This window comes from Streptomyces panacea (genome assembly GCF_040560175.1).
Taxonomy (GTDB): Bacteria; Actinomycetota; Actinomycetes; order Streptomycetales; family Streptomycetaceae; genus Streptomyces; species Streptomyces panacea.
Window position 1 is genome coordinate 51,617 of record NZ_JARJHW010000019.1, and the last position, 13,041, is coordinate 64,657.

The 13,041-nt window shown below is 71.9% G+C and carries 13 protein-coding genes; 7 read left to right on the plus strand and 6 right to left on the minus strand.

The features are described 5' to 3' along the window. Position 1 precedes the first annotated feature (1 nt). Positions 2 to 1,384 (minus strand): NAD(P)/FAD-dependent oxidoreductase, encoded by a 1,383-nt coding sequence (locus P3L51_RS07495; RefSeq protein ID WP_354604283.1) that lies wholly within the window; start codon positions 1,382 to 1,384, stop codon positions 2 to 4. 166 nt (positions 1,385 to 1,550) lie between these two features. Here P3L51_RS07495 and P3L51_RS07500 point away from each other — a divergent pair, with 166 nt between their 5' ends. Beyond that, entirely contained in the window at positions 1,551 to 2,330 is a 780-nt protein-coding gene (locus P3L51_RS07500; RefSeq protein WP_354604284.1) for a TSUP family transporter, read from the plus strand. Between the two features lie 19 nt (positions 2,331 to 2,349). On the opposite strand, the gene P3L51_RS07505 is transcribed toward P3L51_RS07500, so the two are convergent. From P3L51_RS07505 to soxR, 4 genes are all read right to left on the minus strand, one after another. Next, positions 2,350 to 2,973 (minus strand): class F sortase, encoded by a 624-nt coding sequence (locus P3L51_RS07505; RefSeq protein WP_354604285.1) that lies wholly within the window; start codon positions 2,971 to 2,973, stop codon positions 2,350 to 2,352. A gap of 116 nt (positions 2,974 to 3,089) precedes the next feature. Then, positions 3,090 to 3,611: a GVDTG sorting domain-containing protein gene (locus tag P3L51_RS07510; protein WP_354604286.1), complete on the minus strand. Its 522-nt coding sequence runs from the start codon at positions 3,609 to 3,611 to the stop codon at positions 3,090 to 3,092. Between the two features lie 230 nt (positions 3,612 to 3,841). Next, positions 3,842 to 4,615, minus strand: a complete 774-nt coding sequence (locus P3L51_RS07515; protein WP_354604287.1) for an aminotransferase class IV — start codon at positions 4,613 to 4,615, stop codon at positions 3,842 to 3,844. Between the two features lie 19 nt (positions 4,616 to 4,634). After that, positions 4,635 to 5,090, minus strand: a complete 456-nt coding sequence (gene soxR, locus P3L51_RS07520) for a redox-sensitive transcriptional activator SoxR (protein ID WP_354604288.1) — start codon at positions 5,088 to 5,090, stop codon at positions 4,635 to 4,637. Between the two features lie 52 nt (positions 5,091 to 5,142). Between soxR and P3L51_RS07525 the strand changes: the two genes are divergently transcribed. Genes P3L51_RS07525 through cutA form a run of 4 tightly spaced genes read left to right on the plus strand, consistent with a single transcriptional unit; the run spans position 5,143 to position 9,755 of the window. After that, positions 5,143 to 5,790, plus strand: coding sequence for an NADPH-dependent FMN reductase (locus P3L51_RS07525; RefSeq protein WP_354604289.1), 648 nt, complete (start codon positions 5,143 to 5,145; stop codon positions 5,788 to 5,790). A 12-nt stretch (positions 5,791 to 5,802) separates the two neighbouring features. Beyond that, a complete protein-coding gene (locus tag P3L51_RS07530; RefSeq protein ID WP_354604290.1) occupies positions 5,803 to 7,560 on the plus strand; it encodes an ABC transporter ATP-binding protein in 1,758 nt (585 codons plus the stop codon). Beyond that, positions 7,557 to 9,398, plus strand: coding sequence for an ABC transporter ATP-binding protein (locus tag P3L51_RS07535; protein WP_354604291.1), 1,842 nt, complete (start codon positions 7,557 to 7,559; stop codon positions 9,396 to 9,398). The genes P3L51_RS07530 and P3L51_RS07535 overlap by 4 nt, the downstream gene beginning before the upstream one ends. 18 nt (positions 9,399 to 9,416) lie before the next feature. Next, positions 9,417 to 9,755, plus strand: a complete 339-nt coding sequence (gene cutA / locus P3L51_RS07540; RefSeq protein ID WP_354604292.1) for a divalent-cation tolerance protein CutA — start codon at positions 9,417 to 9,419, stop codon at positions 9,753 to 9,755. On the opposite strand, the gene P3L51_RS07545 is transcribed toward cutA, so the two are convergent. Continuing rightward, positions 9,752 to 10,690 (minus strand): HpcH/HpaI aldolase/citrate lyase family protein, encoded by a 939-nt coding sequence (locus P3L51_RS07545; protein WP_354604293.1) that lies wholly within the window; start codon positions 10,688 to 10,690, stop codon positions 9,752 to 9,754. The two genes, cutA and P3L51_RS07545, sit on opposite strands and share 4 nt — an antisense overlap. Positions 10,691 to 10,844: 154 nt before the next feature. Here P3L51_RS07545 and P3L51_RS07550 point away from each other — a divergent pair, with 154 nt between their 5' ends. Together P3L51_RS07550 and P3L51_RS07555 are read left to right on the plus strand one after the other, a co-directional pair. Further along, positions 10,845 to 11,864: an MBL fold metallo-hydrolase gene (locus P3L51_RS07550; protein WP_354604294.1), complete on the plus strand. Its 1,020-nt coding sequence runs from the start codon at positions 10,845 to 10,847 to the stop codon at positions 11,862 to 11,864. Beyond that, positions 11,864 to 13,039 carry a CaiB/BaiF CoA transferase family protein gene (locus P3L51_RS07555; protein WP_354604295.1) on the plus strand — a complete coding sequence of 392 codons (1,176 nt, stop codon included), beginning with the start codon at positions 11,864 to 11,866 and terminating at the stop codon, positions 13,037 to 13,039. The genes P3L51_RS07550 and P3L51_RS07555 overlap by 1 nt, the downstream gene beginning before the upstream one ends. Positions 13,040 to 13,041: the final 2 nt, after the last annotated feature.

Below are 13,041 nucleotides of genomic sequence, written 5' to 3' on the forward strand. Positions count from 1 at the left end.
CTCAGGAGCCTCCGTCGGGAGTGAGCAGGTGGAGCAGCGGGGTGGTGGGCGGCAGCGGTTCGTCGTCCTCCCAGGTGCGGGCGAGCGCGCCGATGGTGCTGAGGTCGCCGAGGAGCACGCCGCCGACGAGCCGGTCGCCCCGGACGACGACCTTGCGGTAGGCGCCGCGGGTGGCATCGGTCAACTGGACGATGTCGTCGCCCGGGAGGGGTGTCGTCTCGCCGAACGCGGCGAGGTCGAGCGGGGCCGAGGGCGGGGCGTCGGGCGCGTTTTCGGGGGTGGCTTCGGGCGTGGCTTCAGGGGTGGAGCCGCCGAGGGCGGTGAGAGTGAGGCGGGTGAGGGAGCGGGTGCCGGTGTAGCGGGCGGCCCGTCCCGCGGTCGCGGCGGCCGCGGTGTCCTGCGTGAGCAACTGGGCCAGTACGTCGGCCTGTTCGAGCGCGGCACCGGCGAGACCGTAGACCCGGTCACCGTGTTCCGCGCAGTCGCCGATCGCGTGGACGCGGGGGTCCGACGTCCGCAGCTCGTCGTCCACGACGATGCCGCGCCGGACGTCGAGCCCGGCGGCGCGGGCGAGGCCGGTGCGCGGGCGTACGCCGCAGGCCAGAACGGTGAGGTCGGCGTCGAGACGGAAGCCGTCGGCGAGTTCGACGGCCGCCACCCCGGCGTCGTCGTCCGTACGGACGAGGCCGCGCACCCGGCACTCGGTATGGACCTCCACTCCCCACGACTCCAGCCGCCGCCTGAGCAACAGCGAGCCCGATCGGTCCAGTTGGCGCTCCATCAGATACTCGCCCTGCTGGGCGAGCACGACCTGGGCGCCCCGCTCCGCGAGCGCGCGGGCGGCCGAGACCCCGAGGAGCCCGCCGCCGATGACGACCGCGCGGGTCCCCGGCCGGACCGCCGCCGAGAGCGACAGGCAGTCGTCCATGGTCCGGAAGGGGTGCACGCCCGCCGGCAGACCGTGGTCCCCCGGCCGCCGGAGTCCGCGCAGCGGCGGCAGGACGGGGTTCGAGCCGGTCGCGAGGACCAGCCGGTCGTACGGCACGACGCTGCCGTCGTCGCAGCGCACCAGCCGGTCGGCACGGTCGATCCGCACCACCCGGACACCGCGCCGCTCGGTGCCGGGGACCGGTGGGAGGGCGATGACCTCGGGGCCGTACCGCCCGGCGAGCACTTCGGCGAGCAGGACGCGGTTGTACGGGGCGTGCGGCTCCTCGCCGAGCAGGGTGACCGCCGTCGGCCGGGGAGCCTCGGACGCGGCGGCTCCGGGCGCGGCTCCGGCCACGGCGGCTCCGGCCACGGCGGCGAGGCGCTGGGCCAGCCGTACCCCGGCCGTGCCCCCGCCGATCACCACGATCCTCGTCGCCCCACCGCCAGCAGCCATGTCCGCAGACTGCGCGGCCGGTGTTACCCGGCGGCACCACCACTGTTTCCCGCTCGGAACGCTGCCCTCAGCACGGGCCGGCGCGGGGTGTGAGGCGGTGTGCGGCGGAGCGGGGCTGGCCGAGGCGATGCGAAGGCCACCCACCGCGTCCCATAGGGTCGCGATCATGCCCGACATATCGCTGACCATGCTCATTGTCCTGTGCCTCGCGGCAGCCGCCGCGGGCTGGATCGACGCCGTGGTCGGCGGGGGCGGGCTGCTGCTCCTGCCCGCGATGCTGCTCGGTCTGCCGCAGGTCCCCGCCGCGCACATCCTCGGCACCAACAAGGCCGTGGCGATCGTCGGCACCACGGGCGCCGCCGTGACCTATGTGCGCAAGGCGCCGGTGGACGTGGCAAGCGCCGTACGGATCGGGCTGATGGCGCTCGCCGGGTCGATGACGGGGGCGTTCTTCGCCGCCGGGATCAGCAGCGACGTCCTGCGGCCCGTGATCATGGTGGTGCTGCTCGGCGTCGCCGCCTTCGTGCTGCTGCGCCCCGCTTTCGGCAGGGCCCAGGCGGGCGGTCCCGCCACCCGCGGCCGGCACATCACCGCGGTCGTCCTCGTCGGCGGCGGGATCGGCTTCTACGACGGGCTGTTCGGTCCCGGCACGGGCACGTTCCTCGTCCTGGCGCTGACGGCCGTGCTGCACCTCGATCTGGTCACGGCATCGGCCACCGCCAAGATCGTCAACGTCTGCACCAACGGCGGGGCGCTCGCGATGTTCGCCTACCAGGGCACCGTGCTGTGGCAACTGGCCGCGGTGATGGCGGTGTTCAACCTGGCGGGCGGCATGTTCGGCGCGCGGATGGCGCTCAAGAAGGGCAGCGAGTTCGTCCGGGGCGTGCTGCTCGTCGTGGTGTTCTCGCTGGTCGCGAAGCTCGCCTTCGACCAGTGGACGGCCTGACGACGCGTCGCCGGGACCGTCAGGGCTGCCGGACGCCGATGAGGTGCGCGTACGTCACGACGTTGCCCTGGTAGCCGGTCTTCTCGGAGAATCCGCCGCCGCAGGTGATCACCCGCAGTTCGGCGCGGTCCGTCTTCCCGTAGACCTTCCGGTCGGGGAAGTCCTCGTTGTCGTACACCTCGACCGCGTCGATCGTGAAGACGCCGGTCCGCCCGTCCTCGCGGGTGACCTCGATCCGCTGGCCCTTCTTCAGGGTGCCCAGGCTGTAGAAGACGGCCGGGCCGCGCGCGTTGTCCACATGGCCCGCGACGATCGCCGTGCCCTTGGCGCCCGGGGTCGCGCCGCGCTCGTACCAGCCCGCGACGTCGCCGTTCTCGGCCGGCGGCACGTCCAGGGCGCCGTCCTTCGTCAGGCCCAGCCGTGTGACGGGCGCGTCGACGCCGATCTCGGGTATCCGCAGCCGTACGGGCGAGGAGACCGGCATCGGGTCGGCGGCGGCGTCCGTGTGGAAGCCGGGCCCGGCGGCGAACGCCTGGGCGGCCGACGGGATCGGCGGGGTGATGTTCTGCGAGCCGTTCTGAACGAGCCACACGCCGAAGCACGCGGCGCCGGCTATCAGCACGGCCTTGCCCTTGACGGTCATGGACCGACCTTCGCGATCATGGGTCCTCCGGAAGATGTTCCCCCGCCCCCGGCAGCGATGAGCATGACGGAGGCGGGGACCACGGCGGGACAGGGGCGGTGGAGGCCGCGATCCCGTCAGCTGCCCTGCGCGCCGCTCGCCCGGCGGCGCAGGAGCCAGGTCCCGCCGACGGCGGCCGCGGCCAGAACGGCCGCACCCGCCGCGATCCGGGTGGTGTCGGGTCCGACGCTGCCGCCGACCCCCGTCCGTACGTGACCGGACGGCTGCTGCTCGCGGTGGTGCTCGACGGTCAGCTCACCGCGGGCCTCGCGGCCGTTCTCGCAGCGTACGAAGATGCCGTAGTTCCCCGCCCGGGTGTTCTCCGGCACCCGGAACTGGCCGACGACGATGTCCTTGTAGTCGCCGGGCCGCAGGTGGAACTCGCCCGCGCCCAGGGAACTGGCGTCGCCCCTGCCGTGGCCGTCCTTGCCACAGGCGGTGGTGTTGACCGTGACGGTCGCGCCGGGCGCGGAGGTCGAGGGGTACAGGTCCAGCTCACCCCGGTCACCGGCGAACGCGGCGGTGGAGGCCACGAGGGACACTCCGAGCGTGGTGGCCGCCAGCGCGGTACCGGTCAGCAGGCGGGCGGTGGTGCGCATGATGTCCTCCGTGGCGGCGCGGTTCTCGTCTCTTCCGAGATAAGGCGCAGCCCGGCGCGCACGCCTGCTGATGGAGGATCAGATTGCCCGGTTCCCTACGGCGTGTCCCGCTTGCCAACTGATGTTTCCGCAGGTCAAAGCCGGAAGATTGGGTGCGGGACACGCCGGGTGGCCCTTCGTGCCGAATGGGTGAGGGGCCCCCGGCGTGGTGCTCCGGGCGCCGCGGCGGCTCAGATCGCGTCCCACTCCACCGCTTCGAACGCCGCCGACACCGTCCCCATCAGCTCCGCGTCGACCGTGAACCGCACCTCGTCGATCCGGTCGACGGGCGCGATGCCCTGCGAGTTCGTGAGGAACGCCGACCTGTACGAGGACAGGTCGGCCAGCGTCACCGGCCGTCGTACGGAGGGCAGGCGCGGCACCAGCAGCGCCATGGTGATCCCCAGCAGCGAGGGCGCCTCCGGCCAGACCACGGAGGCGCCGTCCCAGAAGGCGATGTTCGTGATGGCGCCCTCCGTCACCAGCCCGCCGGGCGCGGTCAGCAGCGCCTCGTCGAAGCCGGCGCGTTCGGCGGCCCGCAGATAGTGCGTCTGTCCGAAGCCGCCCAGGTGTTTGATGTGCGGGACCTCGCGGGCGTACGGCACCGACATCAGGCCGTGCGGCCGGTCGGCCTTGGTCTGCGGCGGCCGGACGGTGACCATCACCCGCGCCTCCTCGTCGCCCTCCGGCCAGTGCACATACACGCGGGCCGAGGCATCGGACACGTCACCGAGCGCGTGCCGCAGCAGCTCCCGTACGCGCTCCCCGTCCAGCCCCGCGCCGAACAGCTCGCGGGTGGCCGAGTCGAGCCGGGCGAGATGGAGATCCCGTCCGCGTACCCGGCCGCCCCGGATCTGCATCGCGGTGAAGTGCCCGTAGGAGCTGAACGCGGGGACCCGCAACGCGCCCTCCGTGGCCGGCTCGCCGTTGACCTCGACAACTTCGACAACTTCGCTGGGCGTCATGGGACCACGGTAGGACCGGTCAGTCCTCGATCAGTCTGCGGGGCCCCGGTCCGTGCGACGCCAGTTCGTCGCCGGGGTTGGACAGGGCGCAGCGGTCCAGCGAGAGGCAGCCGCAGCCGATGCAGTCGGCGAGGTTGTCGCGCAGCCGCCGGAGGGTCCGGATCCGGGCTTCCAGGTCCGCGCGCCAGCATTCGGAGATCCGCGCCCAGTCCTCCTCGGTGGGCGTACGGTCCTCCGGCAGCAGCGCCAGCACGTCACGGATCAGGGCGAGCGGGATACCGAGGCGCTGGGAGGTGCGGATGAAGGCGACACGCCGGAGGGTGTCGCGGCTGTAGCGCCGCTGATTGCCGGCGGTGCGGCGGCTGGTGATCAGGCCCTCGCGCTCGTAGAAGCGCAGTGCTGAGGGGGCGACGCCACTGCGTTCGGCCAGTTCACCGACCGTGGCTTCCTTGGCGTTCCAGGCGAGTTGGGTCATACGGTCGAGAGTAGCTTGACCTGAACCATGGTTTAAGTATCACGCTCGTCCCATGGACATCACGACGAAAGATTCCGCGACCGAGGCGACCCCGAAATCCACCGAGGACCGGCGGGCCGTCCGGGCACCGCTCAAGCTCGCCGTCATCATGGGCAGCAACCGCGAGGGGCGGTTCGGCCCCGTCGTCTCCGACTGGTTCGTCTCCCGGGCCGCGGGGCGCGACGACTTCACCGTCGAGCTGATCGACCTCGCCGACACCGACCTGCCGACCGCCCTCTCCTTCAACCCGGCGGCCCGGGTCCGCGACCAGCTCGCCAAGATCACCCACCGGCTGGCCGGGGCCGACGCCTTCGTCGTCGTCACCCCCGAGTACAACCACTCCTACCCCGCCTCCCTCAAGGTCCTGATCGACTGGCACTTCGCCGAGTGGCAGGCCAAGCCCGTCGGCTTCGTCTCCTACGGCGGAGTCTCCGGCGGCCTGCGCGCCGTCGAGCATCTGCGCCAGGTCTTCGGCGAGCTGCACGCCGTCGCCGTACGCGACACCGTCTCCTTCCACAACGCCGGTGCGCTCTTCGACGACGAGGGCCGGCACCGGGACCCGGACCGCCCCGACGCCGCGGCCACCGCGATGCTCGACCAGCTCGCCTGGTGGGGCCTGGCCCTGCGCGAGGCCAAGTCCGCCCGCGCGTACGCCGGTTGATGGGGGCGCGACATGCTGATCCGACTCCTCGGCGCCCAACTGCGCCCGTACCGACGGCTGATCGCCCTCGCCGTCGTCCTCCAGCTCGTCCAGACCCTCGCCACGCTCTGTCTGCCCACCATCAACGCCGACATCATCAACAACGGCGTCCTGCGCGGCGAGACCGACCACATCCTGTCGGCGGGCGCGGTGATGATGGGCGTCACCGTGCTTCAGATCGGCAGCGCCGGGGCCGCCGTCCTCGTCGGCGCCCGTGTCGCCATGGGCGTCGGCCGTGATCTGCGGTCCGCCGTCTTCTCCCGCGTACAGGACTTCTCCGTACGGGAGATGAGCCACTTCGGCACCGCCTCGCTGATCACGCGCACCACCAACGACGTGCAGCAGGTGCAGACGCTCGCGATCCTCGCCCTCTCCGTGCTCGTCGCGGCGCCGCTGACCTGCGTGGGCGGCATCGTGATGGCAGTCAACCAGGACCCGCCGCTCGCCCTGCTCCTGCTGATCTTCGTACCGCTCCTCGCCGGGGTGGTCGGAGTGATCGTCCGCCGCATGCCGAAGCTGTTCCACGGCATGCAGAAGCGCGTCGACAACGTCAACCGGATGATGCGCGAGCAGATCACCGGCATCCGGGTGATCAGGGCTTTCGTACGGGACGAGCACGAGCAGGAGCGGTACGGCGGCGCGAACCGCGAGCTGATGACCGTCGCCCTGCGCGTCGGCAGACTCATGGCGCTGATGATGCCGGCGGTGCTCCTCGTCTGGGAGCTGGCGACCGTCACGATCATCTGGTTCGGCGGTCACCGGATCAACTCCGGTGAGCTGCAAGCCGGTTCGCTGATCGCGTTCCTGAGTTACCTGATGCAGATCCTGATGGCCGTGATGATGACGCTCTTCCTGCTGATGCAGGTGCCGCGTGCCGCCGTGAGCGCCGGACGCGTCCAGGAGGTCCTGGACACCGAGTCGAGCGTCGTGCCGCCCTCACCGTCCGCGTCGGTGACCGCGCCGCCGGAGCGGCGCGGTGAATCCGGCCGGCTGGAGATCCGCGGCGCGGGCTTCAGCTACCCCGGCGCCGAGGAGCCGGTGCTGACCGGCATCGACCTGACGGCCGCCCCCGGCCGGACCACCGCCGTCATCGGCTCCACGGGCAGCGGCAAGACGACCCTGCTCAATCTGGTGCCGAGGCTCTTCGACGCCACGGCGGGCGAGGTACGGATCGGGGGAGTGGACGTACGGGACATGGACCCGGCGCTGCTCGCCCGCACGGTCGGCCTCGTCCCGCAGAAGCCGTACCTCTTCTCCGGCACCGTCGCCTCCAACCTCCGTTACGGGAAGCCGGACGCGACCGACGACGAGCTGTGGCGGGCGCTGGAGACCGCGCAGGCCCGGGAGTTCGTCGCCGCGCTGCCCGAAGGGCTCGACGCGCCCGTCTCCCAGGGTGGCGGCAACCTCTCCGGCGGACAGCGCCAACGCCTCGCCATCGCAAGGGTGTTGGTGGCCGAACCGGCCATCTACCTGTTCGACGACTCGTTCTCCGCGCTCGACTACACGACCGACGCCGCGCTACGCGTGGCGCTGGGGGAGGAGACCGGGGCCACCGGCGCCACGGTGGTGATCGTCGCCCAGCGGGTGTCGACCATCCGTGGCGCGGACCGGATCGTCGTCCTCGACCAGGGGCGGGTCGTCGGCACCGGCGACCACGAACAGCTCATGCGGGACAACCCCACCTACCGGGAGATCGTCCTCTCCCAACTCAGCGAGAAGGAAGCCGCATGAGCGCCCCGGAATCCCGCGCCCTCGAACGCTCCATGGACTTCCGCCGCTCCGGCGTCCGGCTGCTGCGGATGGTCACCCCCGGCGCGCCCCAACTCGCCCTGCTCCTCGCGGTCCTCGCCGCCGGGACGGCGTCGGTGGCCCTCGCCGTCCTCATCCCGAAGATCCTCGGCCATGCCACCGACCTCGTCGTCTCCGGCGCGGCGAACCCCGGTGGCGTCGACTTCCAGGAGGTGGGGGAGAGTCTCGGACTCGTACTCGCACTGATCACCGTGTCCGCCGCGCTCACCTGGCTGCAACTGCGCCTCGCCGCCGAACTCGTCCAGCGCGTCGGCTACCGGCTGCGCGAGCGGGCCCAGGCGAAGCTGGCGCGGCTGCCGCTGACGTACTTCGACCGGCAGCCGCGCGGCGAAGTCCTCTCCCGCACCACCAACGACATCGACAACGTCACCCAGACCCTGCAACAGGCCTTCGTCCAGATCATGCGGGCGCTGCTCACCCTCGTCGGCGTGCTGGTGATGATGGTGTGGATCTCACCGCTGCTGGCCCTCGTGGTGCTGGCGACCGTGCCGGTCTCGGTGCTCGGCGCCGTACTGATCGGGAAGCGCGCCCAGCCCCAGTTCGTCCGGCAGTGGGCCGTGACGGGCAAGCTCAACGCGCATGTCGAGGAGATGTACACGGGCCACGCGGAGGTGGTGGTTTTCGGCCGCAAGGACGACGCCGTACGCACCTTCCAGGAGCACAACGAGGCGCTGTACGCGTCGAGTTTCAAGGCCCAGTTCATCTCCGGCGTCATCCAGCCGGCCATGACCTTCGTCGGCAATCTCACCTACGTGCTCATCGCGGTCGTCGGCGGGCTGCGCGTCGCGTCGGGGACGCTGTCCATCGGCGACGTCCAGGCGTTCGTCCAGTACTCGTACGAGTTCAACGGCCCGATCACCCAGATCGCGGCCATGGCGAACCTCCTCCAGTCGGGCGTCGCGTCGGCGGAGCGAGTCTTCGAACTGCTGGACGCGCAGGAGGAGTCGGCGGAGCCGACCGGGAAGCCCGGGAGGGCCGGACCGGGCGGGAGGACCGTGCTGGGTGGTACGTCCGGCAGGGGCTCGGGCCGGGTCTCGTTCGAGAGGGTCGCCTTCAGCTACGCGGCCGCCGAACCGCTCATCAAGGACCTCTCGCTGTCCGTCGAACCGGGCCAGACCGTGGCGATCGTCGGCCCGACCGGCGCGGGCAAGACCACCCTCGTCAATCTGCTGATGCGCTTCTACGAGGTGACCGGCGGCCGGATCACCCTCGACGGCGTCGACATCTCCACGATGTCGCGGCAGGAGCTGCGCTCCGGGATCGGCATGGTCCTCCAGGACACCTGGCTGTTCGGCGGCACGATCGCGGACAACATCGCGTACGGCGTGTCCGGCGACGTCTCGCGCGAACGCGTCGTTCAGGCGGCGACGGCCACGCACGCCGACCGTTTCATCCGTACGCTCCCCGACGGCTACGACACCGTCGTGGACGAGGAGGGCGGCGGCCTCAGCGCGGGCGAGAAGCAACTGCTCACCATCGCACGGGCGTTCCTCGTCGAGCCGGCCATTCTGGTGCTCGACGAGGCGACCAGCTCCGTCGACACCCGCACCGAAGTCCTCATCCAGCGCGCGATGTCATCACTGCGCGAGGGCCGCACGAGCTTCGTGATCGCGCACCGGCTCTCCACGATCAGGGACGCGGACGTGATCCTGGTGATGGAGGCGGGCCATATCGTGGAACAGGGCACCCACGACGAACTGCTGGCGTCCGGGGGCGCGTACGCCCGCCTGTACGCCTCACAGTTCGCGCCGGCGGCCTGACCGAAGGAAGTGACGCGGATGACCGATACCGGGTTTCTGACCGTACTGACCACCACCGACAGCGCCGCGAAGGCGGAGGCCCTGGCCCGGGGCGCGGTGGCGGCGCGGCTCGCCGCGTGCGCGCAGATCTCGGCGCCTGTCACGTCCGTCTACCACTGGCAGGGCGAGATCGAGACGGCCCGGGAGTGGCAGGTGCTCCTCAAGACGACCGCCGCCCGCTACGACGCGCTGGAGGCGCATCTGACGGCGGCCCACGACTACGACACCCCGGAGATCCTCGCGTTTCCGGTGGTACGGGGCAACGCGCCCTACCTGGCCTGGCTGGCGGACGAGACAGCGCCCGGTGACCGCGCCTAAGCCGTCGGGCCGGTCCCGTCCGCCCGGCCGGCTCCGTCCGTTCGGTCAGCCCCGTCCGTCCGACCCGCCCGGTCCGCCCGGTCCGTCCGACCCGTGAGTTCGCGGGCGCGGCGGACCGTCGCCGCGTCGACCATCGCGCCCCCGCTGTCGCGGAACACCCCGCTGCCCGCGCCGACCCGGTGCTCGAAGAGGTCGAGCAGGGCGTGCGCGTCGGCCAGTTCGCCGGGGTCGACACCGAACACCTCGTTGGCGACGGCGACCTGGACCGGATGGATGCAGGCGCGCCCCTGGAAGCCGAGCGCCCGCAGCCGCACGCTCGACGCGCGGAACGCCTCGGGATCCGAGGTGTGGACCGAGACGGGCGCGACGGCCGAGACGAGACCGTGCGCCGCCGTGTGCGCGACCGCGAGGCCGCGAGCCCAGTCGAGCAGACCGTCCCCGGGGCCGGGATCCGGCGTCATGCGCAGATCCGCCCGCAGGTCGACCTCGCCGAGCTGAAGGTGCCGTACGCCGGGGCGGCCCGCGGTGCTGCCCAGGGAGAGCAGCCCGGTGGCGCTCTCGATCAGCAGCCCCAGCGCCACGGAGGGGACGACGGCGACGAGGCCGATCAGCTCGTCCAGGTCCGCCCCGGCGGTCGCCTTGGGAATCCAGAGCCCGTCGACGCGGCCCGTGGCCACCAGCGCGCGGGCGTCGTCCCGGCCACGGGCGCCCTCGTTGATCCGTACCCACAGCTCGGGTCGGTCGGCGGCGGACTCCTCGGCGAAAGCGACGGCGGCGGCGCGCGCCGCGTCCTTCCTCGCCGGTGCGACGGCGTCCTCCAGATCGAGGATCAGCGCGTCGGCCCCGGAACGCGGCGCGGCACGCAGAAAGCGGGGCTGGTCGGCGGGTACATAGAGATGGGAACGGGGCGGCTGACCGGGCACGGACGCGGACATGGACTCTCCTTGCACATCATGAATCAGATGATGCATTTTCCATGACGATGATGTAGCTTGCGACTCACCATACTTCACGTCCGGTGCCGCGTACGGAAGCGGGCGAGGCGCCCGGACCCGTGACCCGGACTCGTAACTACGGGAGGACCGCGGCGTGTTCGAAGCCGACAGCGTGACGATTACCGTGCTGGTCGAGAACCAGGTGGACATGCTGCTGCCCGACCAGGCCAGCCCCACCGGCGACGGAACCGGCAGCGCGGAGGGGGCCGTGGACGACCACTGCGTCTCCCGGTACGGCCTCATCGAGCACTTCGACCCCAAGCGCGTGCCACCCCAGGCGGAGAACGGCATCAGCTTCCTGGTCGAGGCGGTACGGGGCCGCCACAGCGTGCGCGTCCTGTTCGACGTCGGCCTCACCGGCACCGTGCTCGAACACAACATGCGGGTGCTCGGCGTCGACCCCGCCTCCATCGACCATGTCGTCATCAGCCATGGCCACCCCGATCATTTCGGCGGAATCCATCGCTTTCTCGACCTCGCCGGACGCCGTATCCCGGTCGCCACCCACGCCGACGCGGAACTTCCGCGCTACGCGGTCATGGGCGACGGCCGCACCTCCTCGGTCTACAACGCCGCGTTCCGGTTCGGTGAGGTTGAGAGGTCCGGCGGCGTACCCGTACTGACCCAGGACTCCCTCGACCTCGGCTGCGGCGTGCACACCACCGGGGTGATCCCCCGGAAGGTCGCCTTCGAGGCGGGCGCCGCACCGGCGTTCAAGCCCGGCGACCCCGGTCTCTACCAGGTCTCACCGGAGGGCAGGCTCCGCCGCGACGAGGTCATGGACGAGATGGGCCTGGTGATCGACGTACGCGGCGCCGGCCTCGTCGTCCTCACCGGCTGCGCGCACGCCGGGGTCGTCAACACCATCGAGCAGGCACGCGCGGTGTGCGGGCCCAAGCCCGTCCGCGCCGTGATGGGCGGCTTCCACCTCGGCTTCCCCACCACCCCGGCGGAGAACGTCGCCCTGACCGCCGCCGCCTTCGCCGAGCTGGAGGTCGCCACCGTCATGCCGATGCACTGCTCCGGACTGCGCACCCACACACGCCTGTCCACCGACATGTCCGCCAACTACGTGCAGCCCGCGGTCGGCACCGTGCTGCGCTTCGGCCGCTGATGCCCGGCGACCTGCGGGGCATCCGGGTGATCGCGGTCGAACAGGCCGTCGCCGCACCCCTGTGCACCCGTCATCTGGCCGATCTCGGCGCCGAGGTCGTCAAGATCGAGCGGCCCGGCGGCGGGGACTTCGCGCGCGGCTACGACGAGAGCGTGCACGGCCTGGCCAGCCACTTCGTGTGGCTCAACCGGGGCAAGCGCAGCGTCGTACTCGACCTGAAGACCGAGCCGGGGCGCCACGCGCTGCGCCGGCTGCTCGCCGGGGCCGACGTACTGGTCTGCAATCTGGCGCCCGGCGCGTTGAACCGGATCATCACCGACGAGGCGCTGGCGGAGCTCAACCCCCGCCTGGTGCGCTGCTACCTCTCCGGGTACGGGCCGACCGGCCCGTACGCCGACCGCAAGGCGTACGACGCGCTGGTGCAGGGCGAGGCCGGCACGATCTCCGCCACGGGCACGCCCGAGACCCCGGCCAAGCCCGGCGTCTCCCTCGCGGACCTGGCGGGCGGCTCGTACGCGCTCAGCGCCGTCACCTCCGCCCTCTACGCGCGCGAACGGACCGGCCTGGGGCAGCGGATCGACATCGCCCTGTTCGACGTGCTGCTGGAGTGGATGAGCCCGCTGCTCCTCGCCGAACTGCACTCGGGGTCGGCGCCCCCGCCCGCCGGGCTGCGGCACGCCAGCATCGCCCCGTACGGCCCGTACACGACGGCCGACGGCCAGGACGTGCTGATCGCGGTGCAGAACGAGGGGCAGTGGCAGCGTCTGTGCCGCACGGTGCTCGCCGACACGGCGCTGCTGGACGACCCGGACTTCGGCTCGAACAGCGCGCGGGTACGGCACCGTGAGCGCACCGAACGGGCCGTGCAGGCCCGGCTGATCACCCTGTCCACCGCCGAGGTCACCGCCCGGCTCGAAGCGGCGGACGTGCCGCACGCGCGGCTGAACCAGATCGCCGACGTACTGGCCCATCCGCAGGCCGAGGCCACCGGGCGCTGGTCGGAGGCGACGCTGCCGGACGGACGGGCGGTCCGGGTGGTCACCTCACCGCTGCACCGCACGGCCGAGCCGCCGGGCGGCCGGCGGGTGCCGGAGCTGGGGGAGCACACCGCGCAGGTGCTGGCCGAACTCGGCCTGTCCGACGCGGACATGGCGGAGCGGGAGCCGGCGGGCTAGGC

Excerpts from the sequence above, each read along its gene's own strand:
- P3L51_RS07495 (WP_354604283.1), bottom strand. The coding sequence starts at position 1,384 with ATGGCTGCTGGCGGTGGGGCGACGAGGATCGTGGTGATCGGCGGGGGC.
- P3L51_RS07500 (WP_354604284.1), top strand. The coding sequence starts at position 1,551 with ATGCCCGACATATCGCTGACCATGCTCATTGTCCTGTGCCTCGCGGCA.
- P3L51_RS07505 (WP_354604285.1), bottom strand. The coding sequence starts at position 2,973 with ATGACCGTCAAGGGCAAGGCCGTGCTGATAGCCGGCGCCGCGTGCTTC.
- P3L51_RS07510 (WP_354604286.1), bottom strand. The coding sequence starts at position 3,611 with ATGCGCACCACCGCCCGCCTGCTGACCGGTACCGCGCTGGCGGCCACC.
- P3L51_RS07515 (WP_354604287.1), bottom strand. The coding sequence starts at position 4,615 with ATGACGCCCAGCGAAGTTGTCGAAGTTGTCGAGGTCAACGGCGAGCCG.
- soxR (WP_354604288.1), bottom strand. The coding sequence starts at position 5,090 with ATGACCCAACTCGCCTGGAACGCCAAGGAAGCCACGGTCGGTGAACTG.
- P3L51_RS07525 (WP_354604289.1), top strand. The coding sequence starts at position 5,143 with ATGGACATCACGACGAAAGATTCCGCGACCGAGGCGACCCCGAAATCC.
- P3L51_RS07530 (WP_354604290.1), top strand. The coding sequence starts at position 5,803 with ATGCTGATCCGACTCCTCGGCGCCCAACTGCGCCCGTACCGACGGCTG.
- P3L51_RS07535 (WP_354604291.1), top strand. The coding sequence starts at position 7,557 with ATGAGCGCCCCGGAATCCCGCGCCCTCGAACGCTCCATGGACTTCCGC.
- cutA (WP_354604292.1), top strand. The coding sequence starts at position 9,417 with ATGACCGATACCGGGTTTCTGACCGTACTGACCACCACCGACAGCGCC.
- P3L51_RS07545 (WP_354604293.1), bottom strand. The coding sequence starts at position 10,690 with ATGTCCGCGTCCGTGCCCGGTCAGCCGCCCCGTTCCCATCTCTATGTA.
- P3L51_RS07555 (WP_354604295.1), top strand. The coding sequence starts at position 11,864 with ATGCCCGGCGACCTGCGGGGCATCCGGGTGATCGCGGTCGAACAGGCC.